Here is a 19,865-nt window from a genome sequence, read left to right as displayed (position 1 = left end):
GGATGTTTATCTAGGCGTTAAACTGGCCTACTGATTTCGCTTAAAAAAGCGCTCGGCATTAGCAAATAGAGATTCACAGTGCTTTTTCTGCTTGTCGTAGTCAGCCGAACCTTCTGGCATTGCGTCTAATACTTCTTTTGCGCTGTGGTATTCTTTTACCATCAACTCAAATTTATCTTCATAATTACTTTTTTTATTCTTTTTTTGAAAGCTATCTCGTTTTTTTCTCATTTTTATTCCTCTAGAGCGTGTTTATTAAAGGTCAATCTAATTAACCTCTACTTTTATAGGAATAACGAAGTCAAAATGGTTTAAATTAAGTCTAAATATTCCATTGTCATCGCGCTGATTAATATATCTCACCGCTAATGACTATTCCTAAATAGTGATGATATATACACGAAGTGGCTATGCGCGTTATGTCTTATTTTGACGCTTACTGATTGTTTTTATAAGGTTAAATTCCTTATAAACCTATCGATGTAAAGACAGCGCGTTGTGATAACCATGCTAAGAGAGCTAACTCTCGCTCGTATTTAAATCAAAACTGAGGCTATTTAATGGAAGATAAAGAATAAGTTGCTACAGGAGTTGAGTAACGAAATGACTCGAAAGAAAACTAAGAAGAGACTCGAACTAAATATTTCATCAATAGCTCACGGTTAGGAGCTGAGCTCACTATACACCGATTATAAGAAATAGATAGGACTTTCTATTTTTCTTCAGAGAAAACTGCCCATGAAGGAAGCTTGCGCGTTGCAAAGCAATACCTAAAGATACAAAGGCATGCGTACATGCCTTTGTATGTGTGCGAGGCACACTTGGCGTTATGGTAGGTAGGCGCCGCCACATACTGGATTGTATGTGCCCGTGATATGTCTGCTTTTTTCACTTGCCAAGTAGCTCACGGTGTTTGCTACGTCTTCAGGTGTGGCAATTTTCTGCGTTGGTGTGAACATTCGAATGGTTTCTTTAAACTCTTCAGGAGCACCTTTTGTTGCGTCTGTTTCTACAAGGCCCGGAGCAACGACATTAGACGTAATCCCGAAAGGACCAAGTTCTTGAGCGAGGTATTTACTAAAGCTATCAAGTGCACCTTTTGCACTACCATGAGCAATAAAGCTTGGTGCAGGAGCTTCTGATAAGGTGCTAGAGATAAAAATTAAGCGACCAAACTGGTTGGCTTTCATGTTTTCTACCGCCAATTTTGCCGTTTGATATGCAGCGTGCATTTCGTCATTGAGCTTTTGTGCAAACTCTTCCCACGACTGCTCAGTGAAAGGTTTAGCGGTAAAGCTCATGTTTGCGTTTGAGACAAGAACATCAACGCCACCATGTTCATTTGCGATGCTTTCGAACATCCCTTGTATTTGTGCGTCATCTCGAACGTCAGCTTTTAAAGTGTACGCCTCACCACCGGCGTTTTGAATTTCTTGAGCTAACGCTTCCGCGACCGCAGCACTATTTACGTAGTTGATAAAAACTCGGTAACCATCTGCAGCGAGTGCTTTTGCTGTTGCTGCACCAATTCCGCGAGCGCCACCTGTAATTAAAGCATTGCGTTTTGTCATCGTATTTCTCCAAGGTTGAGCCTGACTGTTAAACCAGCTTCTGTCGCAACGTACGCTGATAAGTTAAATTTGTCCGTTAAGCTTGCGTAAGTTCGCTACCACGCTAGAAAGTTGCTGTTTGCTGTTATCTAGGTCGGCATCAGCAAGGTTCTGTTGGGCTTCTTGCAGCACTAGCGAAGCGATATTTGCACATGTATCAACGGTGTCTAAAGATTTTTCTGTTAGCACGACTAACTTACTTCGACTATCCGTTGGCGAAGGTTTCCTCTCTGTCCAACCGCGCTTTTCAAGCCCATCAATTGAGCGACTGACGCTCGATTTTTCTAAGTACAACAGTTCACAAATCTGACTTTGAGAAAGAGCACCGTTGTTTCGCAACAGCAACACGACACCCCATTGTTCTGCTGTCATATTAATACCAGCATCTTTGAAACGGATAGTGAGTAATCGGTTAAACAGACGACTAGCAAGCCCCGTAAGGTGACCGAGAGACTGATGATGGTTGTATTGGGACATGGAGAATTTCACCAAATAACATGAATGAACAGTATGGTTGTATACACAACTATATTGGGCGATGTCAAATTCGTTTGAAGAAAATGCTACTAGCTTGTGCTTATCGTTGGGTTGATGTGTCAGATTGAGGTGCTAATGAAAATTGGTGAGGTAGCTTCGAAAACTTCGGCCAGTCAAATGTTTGCGACTGATGCGCCGAGTTGGGGAGCAGGCTTCAATAAAGGTAGGGGAGTTGCAGTCCTCTCTTTATTTATTCAGTTTAAATGTGTTTTTTTATTTACATTACAAATGGTTAGATTTTCATTCTTTTCATTCTTTTCATTCTTTTCATTCTTTTCATTCGAAACACTTTTCTCAAGAAGTTCATGATAAATCAATGAGATTGATCTTTTTGATTGGCAATGATCAAATGTATCTTTACTAAAACTGTACGGTACAGTACAGTTTGTGGAAATCATAAAATGGGTTTCAAACATGAAGAAGAAAGTTATCGCCTTGTCGCTTGTTGTTGGTTCGTTATTTGCTGCTGGCTGTGCCTTATACCAGCCGAATACTGTAATGACGGATAACGCATATGTTCATTCAGACGTTACGGCCATTTCACCTGAGGTTGGGGGGCAAGTAAGCGAAATCTTTGTCAAAGATAACCAGTGGGTAAGAGAAGGAACTCCTTTGTTTGTCATTGATGATGAAGACTTTATTGCCAACCAAGAAATTGCTCGAGCAGCACTAGATGTTGCGAAATCTGAGCTTACTGCAAATCAAATCAAAACGGATATGCAGTTAATGAAAATTGAGCAGGCGAAGCAAGGTATTCGCCGCGCGAGTGCAAATGCCGAACACCAAGCGGCGGAGTTTCAACGTCTTTCTCGTTTGGTACAAAAGCAATCTGTAAGCAAAAATCAGTTTGAAGCACAAAAAACGCGATCTATTGAAGCAAGCAGTAATCTTGAAACCGCTAAATTGGGCTTAGCTGCTGAGCAAAAACAGCTCGACACATTGATGACTGAGAAGTTGCAACTGACAGCACAGCGTAAAAAAGCAGAAGCAAACTTACGACTGGCTAATATTTCACTGGAAAGAACCACGGTGCGTGCGCCATTCGATGGCTATGTGGCAGATAGACAAGTGCAAGTCGGCAAGTTTGTACAACCAGGAATGGGGCTCATCGTGATGGTGCCAGATTATGTTTGGATAGAGGCAAACTTTAAAGAAACACAACTTGAGAACGTTGTGCCTGGGCAAGAGGTTGAAGTGGTATTGGATATGTTTCCAAACCATCCATTGCATGGCCGTGTTTCTTCGATAACCCCGGCGACTGGTGCACAGTTTAGTTTATTGCCACCTCAAAATGCGACAGGCAATTTCGTAAAAGTAGTACAACGTGTACCAGTACGTATTGAGCTAGAGATCCCTCAAGAGTTGAGTCAACGAGTCTATCCGGGGTTGTCTGCAGAAGTATCGATCGAGACCGCGGCACAAGGTTAACTGCAATGGAAAAACGTTCACCGCTGCTGATTTTGACGCTTTTTGCGATTGCTGCTTTTGGTATTAACTCCGTGATGTTTACCGAGTTATCGTATGAGATGGCGGCAACGTCAGGCTTATCTGTCGATGAAGTTGCTCTGGTTAAAGTCGGCTTTATGATTACCCAGGTATTAGGTTTTATATTCACACCAATATTGGTGCGTAGATTGGGTACGTTAATTCTCTTACATGCCATTTTATTGGTAGGCCTAGCGAGTAATCTTGTACTTTACTGGGGCGGACAGCAAGAACTGGTGTTCACTCTGACTTGGCTCTCGAGTGGCTTTTTTATGAGCATGTTAATGGTGGTATTAAACCTTTACCTGCTCCACTTTTTTGAACAGCGTTGGCTACCAGCCATTATTGCTTTAACGTTAGTATTCTCAACCTTGCTACCGATCGGCGCTTACCCTTGGGTAGTGGCCAATATTGTCGAAATCTTTGATTGGTCACTGTTGTGTGTCGTGTCGGCTTGGCTGTACTTCTCTGCCTTGGTAATTGTATGCATCTACAATCCTAAGTCGATTCAAATCGAGGCCGAAGCCAAGTCGGGCTGTTGGTTTTATTTAGTTTTTGCCCTGACAATAAGCCTCGTTGTATTTCTATTGATGAGAGGCAGTTATTACAACTGGTTTGACTCGGAATGGTTTGTTAAAGCCTCTTCGATAGCCGCGGCTCTGACTTTATTAGTGGTGTATTACTTTGTGAAAACCAGTCCTTTAAATACAGCATCAATACAGCTGCATAGTAAGTTGAAAACTAATGTTTTTATGTACAACGCTTTTTTGGCAGGTTTTGCTGTTATGGCGAGCAATGTGTTGTTTACTAGCTTTTTGAAAATGGCGTTGCAGTACAACAACCTTAATGCTGGATATGCCCAATTGCCGGCATTTTATGCCATGTTAGGTGGTATGCTAGTCAGTGTGCTGGTGTATTACTTCCGCCGTCCATTAGCGGATGCAGTCGTCCCGTTTGGTGTGGTGATGATTATACTTTCGGTACATAAGTTTAGTCAGTTACCTAGCTTTGCTGGTACGGAATCTTTGTCCGTTCCGATGATGTTGCGTGGGTTTGGTGTCGGCTTATTGAATGTGTCTGTGACCATTGCAGTCTTGATGTACTTCCAGGTCGGGCAGCGTTTAGAAGGCATCGCCAATTTCTACCTCTTTCGTACCATTGGTGGTGTGATCGCTGGTGCCGTGTTCTCACGGGTAATGCAAAGCCATAGTGCGCAAGCTGCTGGAGAGATTGGCCGAACGCTAGATGATGTGAATCATGCTTTTGGTGCTTATAAAAATGCGTTGAGCAGTACGATTCTGACTCATGGACACTTGCCAAATTCGGCATTAGGAATGAGCCAAATTAGTTTTATTGTCAAAGAGCAGGCGACCACTCTCGCACTGAGTAATTCATTATTGATGTTTATTATCTCGGTCTTTGCTCTCGCGCCAATCTTAATAATCGGTAAAAAACTGGCGGCGAAGCGAGAGATTCACTAAGCCATAGAAACAAGAAGGGAGCGATGATGCTCCCTTTTATATTTAATGAGTTTATCTTTGGTATAGATTTAGGAAGGCGGTGACCGCTTTTTTTGTATGTGCATCTAACTCTTCATCTGTCGGAAAATCGAAGCCAATTAGTGCCATGTTCTGGTAATCAAGTTTAATTAACGCGAGTAGTTGCTCACAAGCGAGGTCGGCATTTTCAACATCGAGCTGTGAGCTGACAGTTTCACTCTTTAAAAAGTCGATGAGATATTGATGAATGCGATGCGGCCCTGTCTGCCAGAATTGATTTGGTACGGAATCATGTTTGTTGAAGTCAGCCGAAACGATCCGATAAAGTGATAGCATAGGATTGGAGCATACACCTTTTAGGTACTTCTTGGCGAAGTCATTCAATGTTTCTTGTAAAGGCTCCGATTGCTTGTCGGCAAGCTGGAAGACGGACTCTAAGCTGGTTTTGGTATTGTATGCTAAAACTTCAACAAATAACCCTTCTTTGTTCGAAAAATAGCGATATAACGTCTGCTTTGAGCCTCCACAAATCGCGACGATTTGATCGAGTGATGTGTCTTTGTAACCTTGCTTTATAAAAAGGTCAGTGGCAACTTTGATGATTCGAGTTCGTTTCTTTTCGGTAGATATGCGCATAAATAAATCAACCTAAGCAAAAATCCACCTTTGTTGTGGCTGGCGTGGTTTCTTACCGAGCTCTAGGTGGTTTAGAGATGAAAGTAAAACTGTCCAGTACAGTACCACTATTGACGTTAGTAAACACGACTTTTCATGAACCAAGTGCTTCATTGAGACAAGCAAAAGTAGGCAAATTCGATATGCTGAAACCTATAGCGAAGGATGACATATTTAAAAATATCATTACGTATAGAAAAGTGATAACCGTTCTTCGTACGATAGCCTTTACTCTCGAAATCATGTTAGTTCAGCGCCTTATCCGACTCCAATGATGCCAACCAACGAAGCACTTCGGCGGTTGCTTCAATAAGATCACTTGGGATGTACTGGTCGACGTTGCCGTCCGCGTATAGTGCGCGAGCAAGAGGGACTTTTTGCATCACAGGAACGCCTTCCTCTTTAGCGATTGCGATCATACGTTTGGCTACCGCATCGGTTTCCATCAAGGTGATGACGGGCAGGGGCGTTTCGCCTTTCTTGTAATAAAGACCAACTGCTATATGTGTTGGGTTTGTAACCAATACATTAGAACGTTTAACGTTTTCGCGTTGATTGGAGGCTTGTAGCTCTTGGTGCAACTGACGACGTTTACTTTTGATTTCAGGGCTGCCTTCCATTTCTTTGTATTCGCGTTTCACTTCGTCCTTGCTCATTTTGAGTTTCTTCGTGTGGTCAAATTTTTGGTACGCAAAATCAGCTGCTGCGATGACGATGAAACCTACCGAAGAGATAATCATTAATTGTTTAATCATGACGCCAGTAATGGTCGGGACACATTCTAGCCCGCAAGTTGGAATTTGCATCAAAGCGTTGATGTTACCGCGTAAGGTCACCCAGATAATGCAGGAAAGAAGAGAGACTTTAAGGATCGACTTGATAAACTCAATCACACTCTTAAGCGAAAAAATGCGTTTGGCACCTTCGACGGGATTGATCTTTTTGATGTCGGGTTTAACGGATTCACCACTAAATAGAAAGCCGAACTGCCCCATATTGGAAAAGATGGCGACGAGTGCAGCAACCAGAATAATCGGGGCGAGTAGATAGGCAATTTCTTTTGCGATGGCAATAGCGACATCGACTAGCGCATCTTGGAAGCCCTGATAAGCAAGCTTACTTGGTAGGAGAATAAGCGCTGAGATGTGCGACATGTAATAATCGGCGAACGCAAACAGTACAATTATGAGCGCCAAAATTAATGCAGACGATACGATTTCTTGGCTTTTGGCTACCTGACCTTTCTGCCTGGCATCGCGTAACTTTTTTGCGGTGGGTTGCTCTGTTTTTTCTGCGCTCATAAAGAATCCTAAGCGTTATTGCCAAATGGTATTGAGTTGTTCTGCGAATCGGGTAATGCCATAAAATTGCACTTCAAAGTGATCCATCATTAGCCCGAGATACACGATCAGTAAAACACTCGCGATGGCACTTTTTATTGGCATGGCAAGGAAAAAAACATTCAATTGCGGTGCAAAACGACTGATAAGCGCCAGACCAAACTCAGCAAGAAACATTGCCAACACTAATGGAGCGGACATCAACACACCAAGCCACATAAGCTGTTCAAATTGCGCGTAGAAGAAGCTTACCCATGCATCGCTAACGGTTGGGAAAAAGTCCACGATCGGCCAAGATGTGTAGCTTTTGAATAACGCGTAGATAAAAGTGACAAAGCCCCCGCCAGAGAAGAACAGGGTAATCAACGTTTGGGTCAGCAACACTGCGGTTGGCGTCGATTGCGAGCCTAGCGTTGGGTTAAACATACTTGCCATGGCAGCACCACGTTGGTTGTCGACCAGAAAGCCAGCCGCTTCTATTGCCCAAAAGGGGATAGCAGCAACAAACCCGATCAATAGCCCAATTAATACCTCTTTACCCAAAATCACTATCAGCCAAATACCGTCGGTTTCTGCGGGCAAGCTTTGATGATTAATCATCGGAAATATAAACAGTGCGAGTGAGCAAAGCACACCATTTCTCACCATGGTGCCGCCTAGCATTTGCTTGCTCAAAATAGGCAAAAAGATGAAGCATGCCATTAACCGAGGTAACGTCAGGCTATACAAAAATAAAGCCTGGTGTAAGTCGTGATAGCTCATCGTATTTGAGGAATTTTATCCATAGCAAGCGAGGCGAAGGCGTGGAGCTCTGCCCCTAACCACTGTGTTGTGATGAACAGCGTAATAATGACCGCGATAAGCTTGACCACAAACCCCAACGTTTGTTCTTGGACCTGAGTTAACGCCTGAATAAGCGACACCAATGTACCAACCAACGCTGCGACTAAAATCGGCGGTAACGACAAGTACAAAACTAGGGTTAATGCTTGAGTCGTGAAATGAATGATTTCTGCAGAATGCATACTTTCTCCGTGATTAACCGTAACTCAGCACTAAGCCGTGAGTGAGTTTCGTCCAGCCGTCAAGCAAGACAAAGAGTAACAATTTGAAGGGGAGGGAAATCGTCATTGGCGATACCATCATCATGCCCATGGCGAGCAAGATATTAGAAACAATTAAGTCGATAGCGATGAACGGCAAGTACAATAGAAAGCCAATCTCAAAAGCACGGGTAAGCTCACTGACCGTAAACGCTGGCAGCAACAGCAACAAGCTATCTGACTCTAAACGGTCCACGTACTTTTGAGGCCATAATGTGCGCGCAGCATCGGTAAAGAATATGGCTTCGGTTTCCCGAATATGTTTTTTCAAAAACTCTCGATAAGGCTGTAAACCGCTTTCAATGAGGCCTTCTACACTTGCAGAATCTTCGAGGGAGATATCATGCTGCTTTACGTAGTCGTAGGTTTCAAAACCGACGGGAGCCATGATGAAAATAGACAAAATGATCGCCAATCCGTACAGCGCCATGTTCGGTGGAATTTGCTGTACACCGAGAGCGTTACGCAGCAGTGAGAATACAACGGCGAGTTTTACAAACGACGTCGCCATCATCGCGATAAATGGGATCAGTGCCAGCAGTGCTAAGCTGACAATGAGATTGAGCTCGTCAGGTAACTGGATCATGCTGGCTCCTGCGTGCCACCAAACAGTTCCAGTACGCGCACACCTAAATGCTCATTAACATTAACCAGTTCACACTCACCGACGATTTTGCCGTTGGCACGCAATGTTACCGGCTTAGATACAGGTTGGTTTAGCTCGAATACGTACCCAGGCTGAAGCTGGTTAAGCTGTTCTAGAGTGATGGTTTGATGGCCGATATCAAACGTGAGTTCCACGGGCAGTTGCTGGTGGTCGGTTAACATTTCTGAAGTGTTTACGTCATTCATATTGGTTTCTTTTTCAATAATGTGAAGAATTTGGTCATCCAGTTGGCAGCGCCAGAGATTCTGGTTAGATACTTGAAAAATGGCTTGTTGTTGGGCGATATAACAATCGTCAAAAAAGATCACATCTCCCAGTTCGAGCGAATTAAATTCGCTTAACATTAAATGGGTCTTTCCAAGGCTTAACCACACAGGTAAAGCGAGATGTCGCGCCTGAAGAGCAGCGCTGTTTGGTAGTGCATCCAACAGCACGTTTGCTCCTTCGCTAACCCACAAACAAAGAGAGCCGTTAGGTTTATTGAGGGTTAACATCAAGGTATGCTCTTGAACTTGGCTCGACTCTAACGGTTGTAACTGGCTAAGAATGGGCAACTGACCAAATAGTGCTTTGAATGCCTCACTATGCGGTTCAATCTGAGAACTCAAAAGTGCTAACTGGAGCGAGTTGGGCAGTGACTCGAATGCAGTGGCATTCAGAGTAGACTCAAGCCATTTCTGGAGTTGCGCACGACAAAAATCCACTTGGATCGTTTGCCCTCCAATCAACGTGGTTAAACGGAATCCTTCAAATGAAGGGATTTGAGAAACAGTAATCGATACGCTCTGACCATCAGCCCCTTGGAAATGGCATTGCTTTGCACAAAGTTGATTACTGAGCGCAATACTGTCTGAATCGACTTTGGGTATCGTTAACGGCGTCATAGGTCATTCTCCGCTTGCCATTCTTCATACACGCTACGTTTCTGGCGTGAGTGTTGTTGTTCATGTTGTTGTTGATCGAGCTGTTGAGTTTGTTCGCTGATCGCTAGACGAAGTGGCTGATCACCGCCAAATCGATTTAGGCGTTCGGCAAGATCTTGTCTAGCTTGTTGGCTAATAATGGAAAGGGCATGCTCTTGTCGAATCGTCACGCTATAACCTTGCGCGTCCAACTTGATGTGGATTTCGCCACCTTTTAATTGTCCTTCACTCAGAAACAGCCGAACCTCTTTGTTGTCCGATGCGGTTGGCAGCGAAACATAGATTTTGTCCACCAATTGTTGGAGTAACGTGTTTACGTCTCGAGCAGGGGCCGGCTGAGCCTGTGAAGCGACACTCTTTAAAATGACATCGCCTTGTGTTGCCGCGCTCGCAAGGTGTTGAGGATCTGCTTTTTCGTCATCCGCTTTAACGGCCACTAGTGCGATTTTCGTCTCGATTTTCTCAAGCGATTTAGTTTCAGAACGACCATCGGTTTTGTCTGATAGCTTGCCAGCGTCTTGTAGCCGCTGCGCTGTACGCTTATTGTGTGTCGTTTCGGTTAGTTTCGTCGTGAAGTTAGCATTGTTAATTGCATCTTGAGTGAGCGATTTCCCTACGGCCTTTTTAGGGAGAGAACCGTCGAGAGAAGCTTGTGCTTGAGAATGGGGGCCAACGCGCTCAATCGAGGATGAGTTTGGAGCCTGATCGCTCTCAAGTTTCTTATCTTTCTCATGCAATTTACTGTTTTCAATTAGGTGTTCTTCGCTATTTGTTGCGTCGTCTTGTGGTTTCTCTACGCCTCTCTTGGTGACGACGTCACTTTTGCCTTTTGATGTGGCGGTATTTCTATAAGTGCTGGCTTCTTGGTTAGAAAGTTTCGATTGTTTGTCTAGGCTTTGAGATGCTTCATGTCTTAACGGAAGGCTCTCGTCTCTGCTCTGAGTGTCTTTTTTGCTCGCAACGGTAGATTCTTCTTCCTTGCTAGGTTTCTCCGTCATTGCACGCTCGAACTGTGACTGAAGCTCAGCCTCTCGCTCCAGGGGCTTTTTTTCTGGCGTTGATTTGTACAGCGTATTCGGTGTTTCTTCTGTTGGAGTAATGCGCATAATGAACCTTTAAATAATATCGACAGTGCGAAACTCTTCTTGTTCGAGTTCTTCTTGGTATTGTCTTTCTCGCGACTGTTCCGCGAGTTCTTGTTGTTGCAACTGAACGAATTTTTCTTTGGTTTTATGGGCTTGCCGTGCCTCTTTTTGTTTTTCTTTAAGTACCGAACGTTCGTACTCAAGCGCTTTTTTTGCTTCGGCAACGCGCTGTTTAAGCTCGGCTTCTCGCTCTCTCAACAACGCGATTTCTTGTCTCAATGTTTCCAACTCTTTGAGAACGAGTGTGTGTTGCTTTGCTTTGGCAAAACGTCGTTCTTCTTCTTCCTGACGCCAAACGTGATAGTCCGCTACGGAACGTTCGGCCTTTTGAACCTGTGCTGCCGAATTTGATACTCGGTATTCTTGGCGCTTAACGGCTTTATCCGCACGTTCCGCTCGAATTTGTTTGATCTCTAGTAACCGTTCGATCATTGGTTCGCCATCCCTTTTAGTTGAGCGATAGCACCATCAAGATCACTTGGCTCATGCGTTCCTTGACGTAAAAAGGCGCGTATATCATCACTTTGTGCAATCGCCATGTCCGCTCGGCTATCCGCCCCATGCTGGTACTCGCCAATTTTGAGCAGTAGCTCAACTTCTTCGTACTTGGCTAACATTTCGCGAAGGTGAGCAGCAGACGCCTGATGATCAGGTTCAACGATTTGATTCATCACGCGGCTTGCTGAACGGAGTACATCAATGGCAGGATAATGGTTCGTTGCAGCAAGCTTGCGCGAGAGAATGATGTGCCCATCTAAAATGGAGCGAGTTTCATCGGCGACAGGCTCTGTCATGTCGTCGCCTTCAACCAACACGGTGTACAGCGCTGTAATTGACCCTTTGTCAGATTGACCGGCTCGTTCCATCAGCTTTGGCAAAGCGGCAAAAACGGAAGGCGGATAGCCGCGTCGTGTTGGTGGCTCACCTGCGGCTAGGCCAATTTCTCTCTGTGCGCGGGCGAAACGCGTTACAGAATCCATCAGCAGTAACACGCGTTTACCTTGGTCACGAAAATATTCAGCAATAGAAGTGGCAACAAAAGCGGCTTTGGCACGTTCCATGGCCGGGCGATCGGATGTCGCGACCACTAAAACCGATTTGGCCATTCCTTCTTCGCCCAAGTCATGCTCAATAAACTCTCGTACTTCGCGTCCGCGTTCACCAATCAAGGCGAGAACGGTCACGTCGACGTCTGCGGATCGAATCAGTTTTGCCAGTAGGGTACTTTTACCACCGCCCGCCGCTGCAAAAATGCCCATGCGCTGACCTTCACCACAGGTCAGTAGTCCATCAATGGATCGAACCCCAAGAGAGATTGGCTTTTCAATCAGTTTACGTTGCATTGGTGGCGGTGCATCGCGATAAACCGGATACCAAGCACTTGGTTCCTGGCTTTGCGTACCATCGAAAGGACGCCCAAGCCCATCAAGCGTTGTACCTAACAGGTGATCGCCAACACCGACTTCATGCATTTTTCCCATTGGGCTAACTTCTGTATTTGAGGAAATCCCAAACATGTTTCCTAACGGTGTGAGCAGAGCGTGATGCTGTTGAAAGCCAACGACTTCCGCTAATAAAGACAGAGTTTGATCAGGATTACGCAACTCACACAGCTCACCAACACGAACGCCGGGGACAACGGCCTTGATGATGGTGCCGGTTACTTGCGTAACGCGCCCGCGAATTTGGATCAGACGAGTTTGCCTGATCGCAGATTGTTGGATATCAGTGATGTATGAGAAATCGTTCAAGGTAAAAATATGCGCAATGATTGATGTTGGGAGGATAGAAAGGATGAGGGGGTATTTATAGTGAATATCAGTCGGGAGTTTTTAGAAAACTGAAAACGCACTAAAAAAACACGTCTGATTTTGACAGCTTCGAGAAAGCGCACTTCCTATAATTCGCCTGTATTGTACGGAAGGAGTGCAAGTGAATGAGTATTATCAACAATCATATCGCAACAAACCCAAAGTTTGATGCGTCTATCCAAAACGGGTTGGAATCGTCTCGTACCGACGCTTCACGAAAAGGCAATTACCGCGGTGAAACGGTCCGTGTTCACAATGCCACACAATCACTTTTTGATGCGATGGAAGAGCTCACTTCACTCGGTTCCGAAAAAGCAGAAAAAGATTTGACCAAGCGTAAAGTGAAAGATAGTGGCGTTCGAGTTAATGAAGCGCACGAACTCGTTTCTGACTATCTGCGAAAAGTCCCTGATCTTGAAAAGAACCAAAAGATCAAAGATCTGGCTGCAAAAATGGCGGGAGGAAATATCTCGACCATCGCTCAATTGCAAGCTTATTTGAATGGATTTTCAGAGGAGAAAAGCCATCAATACCTTGCGTTAAAAGCCGTTAAAAAGTTTTTGAGTGCGAGCCCAGAAAGTAAACATCTACTAGCGCTGATTGACCAAGCGATTCTGAGAATCGAGCAAAACCCAGATTCTTGGGCTCAAATTGATACGGAAATTCGCGTCTCAAACTTTGCTGATGAGTACAGCCAAGAGCAAGAGTTTAGCTCATTACATCAGCTGCGCGGTTTCTATCGCGATACCGTTCATAGCTATCAAGGGCTCGGCGCCGCTTATCAAGACGTAGTGGCGCGCTTTGGTGAGCAGGAGGTATCGACCGCTGTTGAGTTTATGCTGCAAGGCATGAGTGCAGATCTTAGTGTTCAAGGCAGCAGTATCGACTCGGTTAAGTTGCAGTGGTTGATGTCCGATATGCAAAAACTCAAAACTCTGAATACGTTGCAAGATCGCGTGAGTCAGCTGTTCCAAATGTTTAAACCGGAAAGGACGAGTTATGGCTTATCAAGTTTCTAATTTGATGGCTGATGTGATTGCGTTGGTAGAGCAGCGATGGGTAAGCAGTGATGAGATTTGGAAAGTCGCTAACGCAATGGAATTGACGGCGGTACAACAAAAAATCGATTTTTTTCGGGAGTTCCACAAGTTAGTTCGCGCGATCCCTATTGACGTATTCGCCGATGAAGAACAACGACAGAATTTAATACAAGCGGTACAAAAGGCGCTAGACGAAGCCATTGATATAGAAGAAGAGGAAGCGTGGGAAGATGAGTTGGATTGATGCATCCGTCAATGAATTTTGCCGAGGAATGGGGCTCGATGCCGTCGATTTCTCATCAGCTGGACGGGTGCAGCTGGATTTTGAGCAAAGCGGTACACTACATATTGAGCGACACGGAGAACAGCTATTCTTGATGTTGTCTCAAGCGTTATCTTGGCATCAAACCAGTGACATCATTCAAAGCGCCCTCAGTTTGTGTCATGCCGATCAAGGCTGGCCTTTCGAAATTAAAACTGGTTTGTTAGATGAGCAAACTTTGGTTTTTTCCGCGAGGTTAAACGGAGAAGAGGTCACACTTCCGACTTTAGAACAAGCGTTTACGCTTTTGGTTCGTCTACATAACGATGTGGCAAGCTCATGACTCGAGTAAGCACTTTAAACGTAGGCATAGAAGCCTTCACGCATGTTACGCATAGTGAGGTTAAGGCCGATTTCCCTGAGCGGTTTCAATTACTTCCTGATGGGCAGGCGGTCGCTACGCATTTAGAGAAGCTCTATGACCTCAGGCCTTCAGACCAATACCTAATCGCGTTAACCAAGCCAAAATTGTTGCACTCAGAATTGTTGCGTCCAGAAAAGTACCGCCAACAGTTCGATGAAACGTTGGCTCAGTTGCAAGTTCTTGCACAGGATTCAGGCTCCGCTTCTTTTATCAAAGCATCCGAAACGCTACAAAGTACGCAACTTGATCAGCGTTACCTCACTATGGCGCTCAATCTCCTTATCCAGGTCTAACCAACATGTTGAGATCCAAAGACATTGAACTGTTGCTTGTTCACGCTGCACTACAAGTTCAATACCAAAAGCCAGAGCATGCTATCTCTATTCTCGACGCGGTTTTAGAGATAGACCCGCAACACAAAGAGGCGATGCAAACGCTCGCAGTGGCGTGTTTACAAAGTGGTCGATATGCCCGTGCGGTTGAGGTATGTGAGCACTTATTAAAATCCGACCTTAAACCTGATTCGGCAGGACTCTGGTTTTGCTTAAGCCAAGCTCGTTGGAAACAAAATGACGTCGATGGGGCACGCCAAGCGCACCGACGCTATCTGCAATCTTTAAATAGTGAATCACATGAATAAGTTGATCGATATTTTAAACAAGGTAGGGCAACGTAAAGACATTATGCTTGCTGTGATGTTGCTCGCGATCGTCTTTATGATGATATTGCCACTGCCTACCGCGCTGGTGGATGTGCTGATTGGCACCAACATGAGTATTGCGGTGGTGCTGCTTATGTTAGCGATTTACATCACTACGCCGCTTGAGTTCTCAGCGTTTCCCGCGGTGCTACTGATCACGACATTGTTTCGTCTGTCTTTATCTATCACGACAACCCGTTTGATCTTGCTGCAAGGCGATGCTGGTCAAATCGTTTATACCTTCGGTAACTTTGTCGTGGGCGGTAACTTAGTGGTCGGTATTGTTGTTTTCCTGATCATTACTATTGTCCAGTTTATGGTGATCACCAAAGGCTCGGAGAGGGTTGCAGAAGTTAGTGCGCGATTCTCACTTGATGCGATGCCTGGTAAGCAGATGAGTATTGACGGTGACATGCGCGCTGGGGTGATTGACGTACACGAAGCACGGCACCGACGATCACTGATTGAAAAAGAAAGCCAAATGTATGGCTCGATGGATGGCGCGATGAAGTTCGTTAAAGGCGACTCCATTGCTGGTTTGGTCATCATTGTGGTCAACATCTTAGGTGGCGTTACTATCGGGGTAACGCAAAAAGGCATGAGTGCTTCTGAAGCGCTTGAGCTGTTTGCTATTTTGACCGTTGGCGATGGTTTGGTATCGCAAATTCCGGCGCTGTTTATCGCGATTACGGCCGGTATTATCGTGACGCGTGTATCTCATGAAGATTCTTCTGATCTCGGCTCGGACATTGGTGGTCAGGTCATTGCTCAGCCACGTGCGCTTCTTATTGGCGGTGTGCTTTTGGTGCTGTTCGCACTGATTCCTGGTTTTCCAAAAATTACTTTTCTGGTCTTGGCCACAGTGGTTGGTGGTGGTGGTTTCTTCCTTTTCTATCAACAGAAAAAACAGGCTGAATCCGATACTACTGACTTATCAAGCTTTGTTTCGCAAGGGGCGGGTTCACCAGCAGCGAAGCCAAGCAAACCAACCCCATCTAGAAACAGTAAAGGAAAATTAGGTGAGCAAGAAGAGTTCGCTATGACGGTCCCACTCTTGATCGATCTTGACGCGAGCCTTCAGGAAAGCTTGGAAGCGGTCGCATTGAATGAAGAGCTAGCAAGGGTTAGGCGCGCACTATATCTCGACCTCGGCGTGCCTTTCCCGGGTATCCACCTGCGTTTTAACGAGGGGATGCAAAATGGCGAATATTTAATTCAGTTACAAGAAGTTCCGGTTGCACGAGGACGAATTGTAAAAGACCAACTCTTGGTGACAGAAGGGAATGAGCAGATCGACTTATTAGGCGTGCCTTATGAGCAAGATGAAGATTTTCTACCCGGTATTTCTAGCATTTGGGTGGCACAAAGTTACGAGCAAAAACTCACGACCAGCCATGTCGGCTTTCTCACACCCGACAGAATTTTAACGTACCACTTGTCTCATGTTCTCAAGGAGTACGCACAAGACTTTATTGGTATTCAGGAGACGCGTTATCTATTGGAGCAGATGGAAGGCAGTTATTCGGAGCTTGTTAAAGAGGCTCAACGCATTGTCCCGTTACAAAAAATGACGGAAATCTTGCAACGCTTGGTTTCTGAAGACATTTCCATCCGAAACCTTCGCGTGATCTTGGAAGCCATGGTTGAGTGGGGCCAAAAAGAGAAAGATGTTGTACAGCTGACGGAGTACATTCGTTCCAGCTTAAAACGTTACATTTGCTACAAATACGCGAGTGGACAAAACATGTTGCCCGCTTACTTATTGGATCAAAGTCTCGAAGACACAATACGCAGCGGTATTCGTCAAACCTCAGCAGGGAGTTACTTGGCGTTAGATCCGTCAGTAACGCAACAATTTGTCAGTGATGTGAAACAGACCATTGGTGACTTAAGCCGCATGCCGAATAAACCTGTGCTAGTTGTGTCTATGGATGTACGCCGATATGTGCGAAAGCTTATTGAATCGGAATACTACGATCTGCCCGTTTTGTCATTTCAAGAATTAACTCAGCAAATCAATATTCAGCCACTTGGAAGGGTGGGGATGTAATGAAAACAAAACTAATGCTCTCGCTTGCGCAAGCGGGGATCGAAGTGACGCCATACTTTTGGCAACAAAGTGAAATTCAACTTGGTTATCGAATTGAAGTTGAGGGTTTAGAGCTCGTTTTTCGGGTGGAGGACGGAGAAATCATCATCGTTCTTCTGAAACGCGTTCGTCCAAAATTGGGGTTGAGTAACCCCTTTGCCGGCTTATTTCTCTTGGCTGAACATGCCATTCAACTTTATCCCTCCGATTGGGTCATTCGCGGAAACGTTGATGTGTTACGTGGTAGCAACATGAGCAGCCAGCGATTAGCACAGTTCTATCTAAAAGCATGCGGTGCAAGCCATGATGAGCTAGACGACTGGTACTGTTTACGCCTAGCAGATTATAGACCTTTGAAAAAGTTGAAAAAGTAAAAACTCACGACTGTTACTGACAGCACCGATGAGATGACCCGCTTTAAGATAGGAATCAAGATGAAGCAACCGTTTACCGATGCGATTGAGAACGCTGAGCTTGCCATTAGAAAAGCTGAAGACAGAACCGATATTTTTAACGAGCTATTGGAAGGCCTAGGTGTTGGTCCTGTTGTGGGTGATGTTTTACTTGGCGGCATAAAAGCGCCAGTAGATACCATGAAACGTGCAGAGCAAGAGCTAATATACGAAGTCCAGCGCCGCCGGCAACAACAAAATCAGCTACAAGGTACGTCAGGTAAACGCAGAAAGCGTCCCACAGTGATGCGCGGCATGATGATTTAGAGGTTTGGAAATGACGAATATGAAAACGACTGGCTCTACGACAGGAGCAACAGACACAGCTGCGAGTAGTGCACCATTACCCACTTTCCAACAATACTTGATAGAGGCATTTACCCCTGTACTGGGTGAAGCAGAGACTCAGCAACTTGCCTCTCTAATCTCTTCATTGCCAACTATCTCGGGACAAACGGAATCACAAAGCATCGCGCTTTATGTTGATACACTTGAAAACCTAAAAGCGAAAAATAACGCGTTTGCTAATATATCATTGACCGACACCGCATCTGTTTGGATAAAGTCGCTACAAAGTGCTAACTCAGATGGCGAATTAACCGCAGCCGAGTTCAATGCTCAAACAAACCAAACACTATCAAATCAGTTTCAGTCTTGGTTTAGTAAGTTACTGACGGAAAACGTAGATAGCTCGTTATCTACGGAGTTTGTTAGTCAATTTAATTTGGGCACTCAGAGTAACCAAGCGGAGCAGATCGCCAACCTCTCCGAGACAGGTCTGGCTAATGCCACCAAAGAAATTTCTCTTTTTGTTGCAGAGCTTGCTAATCAAATGAGCTCCCGTGAAGTGAGAGATGCTTCTATTTCTTTTCTTCGCAATGCCTTTAGTAGCTTAGGTTCCGTTAATCTCGCGCAACTGAAGAGCTCGGATTTCCTGTTGACTAAAGAGAGTTTCGCTCTTCAAGTCTCAGCTCAATTAAAAAGTAGTTTTCAAGGCATCGGTATTACTTTAAGCACCGATGACGCAAGTGCGCTAGCTAACAGAATTACATGGACTCCTGGTATTTCTAAACAGCAGCTTAAAGAAGCGTTAGATGAAATGGCCGCTCAAGTGAAAGGCCAATATAGCGCAGCTTATGGTGAGGCGACTGGAACGAACAATCTAAAAGCAGCACTTAATACTGTCATTGGTGGAACTGAGCCTTTGACACTTTCTAGTCTGTTCGCCAACTTCGCGGTGAGTTTAACAAATATAGAAATCGACGACTTTTACCAGAACAGCGCGATAGCCGATGTCCAAAAGACACAAATAACGTCAGCTCAAGTTACTTTGATCAAAGAAAACACCGAACGAGACATCCGATTACAGTTTGAAAAAATAGTAAAAGATGAATCTACCGGGGCTTCATTTGCTGAGCGATACGAGGCATTGCGCAAGAACTTAGGGGCATTGAAAGAGCGTCTACTCAATATCACCGACAAAGAGAAAGCGGATCGCGAGGTGAGAGCAGAGCACTCTCTAACGGCTCGTGATTTGTTGGCCGTTGTTGAGTCTAGCATTGGAGACCGTTTTGATGAGCAAGTGCTGCTTGCACTAAATGAGCGTCGTGTTAACCGTTTAGAGAAACGTAATGACCAGAAAGAGGCATTAGAGGATCTCACAATACAGCTTAAAGTTTTTGGTGTTGTGCAATCAAAAATTCACTCTACGCAAAGTGTTGATGGGGTTTATAAACCGGGATATCCAGAAAGTAACTTCAAAGCGAGTGACTTTAACTACAGTAATCAAACGGATTTTGAAGCTTCACCTGAGTACAAGTATTTGACGGATAATAAGATAACAAACCATCGAGACTTCCTTCAAAAACAAGGTATTACTATCGGTGATGGTGCGTCGTACCAAGACGAAGAGAAGTCGAAAAAACTGTCTAATTTTTCTAGTTCTGTCAGTGCTAAATCCAAGTTGCTTAACGATGAAGTGCAAATCAAAACCACTGAGCTGAACGACACCAGTTCTCAATACAACTCGACCGTTGAAGCGATGAACAAGTTTGTTCAGAAGTACCACAGTATTTTACAAGAAATCCTACGAGCCATTTAAGG

At 44.8% G+C, this 19,865-nt stretch carries 23 protein-coding genes; 11 read left to right on the top strand and 12 right to left on the bottom strand.

Annotation, left to right across the window (positions count from 1 at the left end; translation table 11 throughout):
• Positions 1 to 27 precede the first annotated feature (27 nt).
• From ACHFJ9_RS16085 to ACHFJ9_RS16075, 3 genes are all read right to left on the bottom strand, one after another.
• Positions 28 to 231: a hypothetical protein gene (locus tag ACHFJ9_RS16085; protein ID WP_005395134.1), complete on the bottom strand. Its 204-nt coding sequence runs from the start codon at positions 229 to 231 to the stop codon at positions 28 to 30.
• A 596-nt stretch (positions 232 to 827) separates the two neighbouring features.
• Positions 828 to 1,571, bottom strand: coding sequence for an SDR family NAD(P)-dependent oxidoreductase (locus tag ACHFJ9_RS16080; protein ID WP_395355481.1), 744 nt, complete (start codon positions 1,569 to 1,571; stop codon positions 828 to 830).
• A gap of 63 nt (positions 1,572 to 1,634) precedes the next feature.
• On the bottom strand, positions 1,635 to 2,087 hold the full coding sequence (locus ACHFJ9_RS16075; RefSeq protein WP_395355479.1) for a MarR family winged helix-turn-helix transcriptional regulator: 453 nt from the start codon (positions 2,085 to 2,087) through the stop codon (positions 1,635 to 1,637).
• Between the two features lie 474 nt (positions 2,088 to 2,561).
• On the opposite strand from ACHFJ9_RS16075, the gene ACHFJ9_RS16070 reads away from it, so the two are divergent.
• Both ACHFJ9_RS16070 and ACHFJ9_RS16065 read left to right on the top strand, forming a co-directional pair.
• The gene (locus tag ACHFJ9_RS16070; RefSeq protein ID WP_005395128.1) at positions 2,562 to 3,575 is read left to right on the top strand and encodes an HlyD family secretion protein; all 1,014 of its coding nucleotides are present in this window, start codon (positions 2,562 to 2,564) and stop codon (positions 3,573 to 3,575) included.
• Positions 3,576 to 3,580: 5 nt separating this feature from the next.
• Positions 3,581 to 5,113 carry an MFS transporter gene (locus ACHFJ9_RS16065; protein ID WP_395355477.1) on the top strand — a complete coding sequence of 511 codons (1,533 nt, stop codon included), beginning with the start codon at positions 3,581 to 3,583 and terminating at the stop codon, positions 5,111 to 5,113.
• 51 nt (positions 5,114 to 5,164) lie between these two features.
• Here the strand turns inward: ACHFJ9_RS16065 and ACHFJ9_RS16060 are convergent, their stop codons facing one another.
• The 9 genes from ACHFJ9_RS16060 to vscN all read right to left on the bottom strand — a co-directional run bounded on the left by ACHFJ9_RS16060 (position 5,165) and on the right by vscN (position 12,735).
• A complete protein-coding gene (locus tag ACHFJ9_RS16060; protein WP_047009923.1) occupies positions 5,165 to 5,767 on the bottom strand; it encodes a TetR/AcrR family transcriptional regulator in 603 nt (200 codons plus the stop codon).
• A 284-nt stretch (positions 5,768 to 6,051) separates the two neighbouring features.
• Entirely contained in the window at positions 6,052 to 7,107 is a 1,056-nt protein-coding gene (vscU, locus tag ACHFJ9_RS16055; RefSeq protein WP_047009817.1) for a SctU family type III secretion system export apparatus subunit VscU, read from the bottom strand.
• Between the two features lie 15 nt (positions 7,108 to 7,122).
• Positions 7,123 to 7,908 carry a type III secretion system export apparatus subunit SctT gene (sctT, locus tag ACHFJ9_RS16050; protein WP_395355474.1) on the bottom strand — a complete coding sequence of 262 codons (786 nt, stop codon included), beginning with the start codon at positions 7,906 to 7,908 and terminating at the stop codon, positions 7,123 to 7,125.
• Positions 7,905 to 8,171, bottom strand: a complete 267-nt coding sequence (gene vscS / locus ACHFJ9_RS16045; protein ID WP_152814910.1) for a SctS family type III secretion system export apparatus subunit VscS — start codon at positions 8,169 to 8,171, stop codon at positions 7,905 to 7,907. The genes sctT and vscS overlap by 4 nt, the downstream gene beginning before the upstream one ends.
• Positions 8,172 to 8,184: 13 nt before the next feature.
• Positions 8,185 to 8,835: a SctR family type III secretion system export apparatus subunit VscR gene (gene vscR, locus ACHFJ9_RS16040; RefSeq protein WP_005377232.1), complete on the bottom strand. Its 651-nt coding sequence runs from the start codon at positions 8,833 to 8,835 to the stop codon at positions 8,185 to 8,187.
• Complete coding sequence (gene sctQ, locus ACHFJ9_RS16035; RefSeq protein WP_046874924.1) at positions 8,832 to 9,800, bottom strand: type III secretion system cytoplasmic ring protein SctQ; 969 nt, start codon at positions 9,798 to 9,800, stop codon at positions 8,832 to 8,834. Before sctQ ends, vscR begins: the two co-directional genes overlap by 4 nt.
• Positions 9,797 to 10,945 (bottom strand): type III secretion system needle length determinant, encoded by a 1,149-nt coding sequence (locus tag ACHFJ9_RS16030; protein WP_301639940.1) that lies wholly within the window; start codon positions 10,943 to 10,945, stop codon positions 9,797 to 9,799. Before ACHFJ9_RS16030 ends, sctQ begins: the two co-directional genes overlap by 4 nt.
• Before the next feature lie 9 nt (positions 10,946 to 10,954).
• Positions 10,955 to 11,416: a type III secretion protein gene (locus tag ACHFJ9_RS16025; protein WP_048626446.1), complete on the bottom strand. Its 462-nt coding sequence runs from the start codon at positions 11,414 to 11,416 to the stop codon at positions 10,955 to 10,957.
• On the bottom strand, positions 11,413 to 12,735 hold the full coding sequence (gene vscN / locus ACHFJ9_RS16020; protein WP_395355470.1) for a SctN family type III secretion system ATPase VscN: 1,323 nt from the start codon (positions 12,733 to 12,735) through the stop codon (positions 11,413 to 11,415). The genes ACHFJ9_RS16025 and vscN overlap by 4 nt, the downstream gene beginning before the upstream one ends.
• Before the next feature lie 185 nt (positions 12,736 to 12,920).
• On the opposite strand from vscN, the gene sctW reads away from it, so the two are divergent.
• From sctW to ACHFJ9_RS15975, 9 genes are read left to right on the top strand one after another with little or no spacing between them, the layout of a single operon-like run.
• The gene (sctW, locus tag ACHFJ9_RS16015; RefSeq protein ID WP_005395115.1) at positions 12,921 to 13,814 is read left to right on the top strand and encodes a type III secretion system gatekeeper subunit SctW; all 894 of its coding nucleotides are present in this window, start codon (positions 12,921 to 12,923) and stop codon (positions 13,812 to 13,814) included.
• Entirely contained in the window at positions 13,795 to 14,079 is a 285-nt protein-coding gene (locus ACHFJ9_RS16010; protein WP_012841775.1) for a TyeA family type III secretion system gatekeeper subunit, read from the top strand. Before sctW ends, ACHFJ9_RS16010 begins: the two co-directional genes overlap by 20 nt.
• Positions 14,066 to 14,440 (top strand): type III secretion chaperone SycN, encoded by a 375-nt coding sequence (gene sycN / locus ACHFJ9_RS16005; protein WP_046874927.1) that lies wholly within the window; start codon positions 14,066 to 14,068, stop codon positions 14,438 to 14,440. Before ACHFJ9_RS16010 ends, sycN begins: the two co-directional genes overlap by 14 nt.
• Entirely contained in the window at positions 14,437 to 14,814 is a 378-nt protein-coding gene (vscX, locus tag ACHFJ9_RS16000) for a type III secretion system protein VscX (protein ID WP_005377246.1), read from the top strand. The genes sycN and vscX overlap by 4 nt, the downstream gene beginning before the upstream one ends.
• A 5-nt stretch (positions 14,815 to 14,819) precedes the next feature.
• Positions 14,820 to 15,161: a type III secretion system chaperone VscY gene (vscY, locus tag ACHFJ9_RS15995; RefSeq protein ID WP_005395110.1), complete on the top strand. Its 342-nt coding sequence runs from the start codon at positions 14,820 to 14,822 to the stop codon at positions 15,159 to 15,161.
• Entirely contained in the window at positions 15,145 to 17,271 is a 2,127-nt protein-coding gene (gene vcrD / locus ACHFJ9_RS15990; RefSeq protein ID WP_104969413.1) for a SctV family type III secretion system export apparatus subunit VcrD, read from the top strand. Before vscY ends, vcrD begins: the two co-directional genes overlap by 17 nt.
• Complete coding sequence (locus ACHFJ9_RS15985) at positions 17,271 to 17,684, top strand: LcrR family type III secretion system chaperone (RefSeq protein WP_330943789.1); 414 nt, start codon at positions 17,271 to 17,273, stop codon at positions 17,682 to 17,684. The genes vcrD and ACHFJ9_RS15985 overlap by 1 nt, the downstream gene beginning before the upstream one ends.
• A gap of 60 nt (positions 17,685 to 17,744) precedes the next feature.
• Positions 17,745 to 18,029, top strand: coding sequence for an LcrG family type III secretion system chaperone (locus ACHFJ9_RS15980; RefSeq protein ID WP_395355465.1), 285 nt, complete (start codon positions 17,745 to 17,747; stop codon positions 18,027 to 18,029).
• 10 nt (positions 18,030 to 18,039) lie between these two features.
• A complete protein-coding gene (locus ACHFJ9_RS15975) occupies positions 18,040 to 19,863 on the top strand; it encodes a virulence-associated V antigen (protein ID WP_395355463.1) in 1,824 nt (607 codons plus the stop codon).
• Positions 19,864 to 19,865: the final 2 nt, after the last annotated feature.

The organism is Vibrio sp. D3 (genome assembly GCF_043995865.1).
Taxonomy (GTDB): domain Bacteria; phylum Pseudomonadota; class Gammaproteobacteria; order Enterobacterales; family Vibrionaceae; genus Vibrio; species Vibrio diabolicus.
The sequence above is the reverse complement of the archived record's forward strand: the minus strand, read 5'-3'. Positions and strand labels throughout refer to the sequence as shown.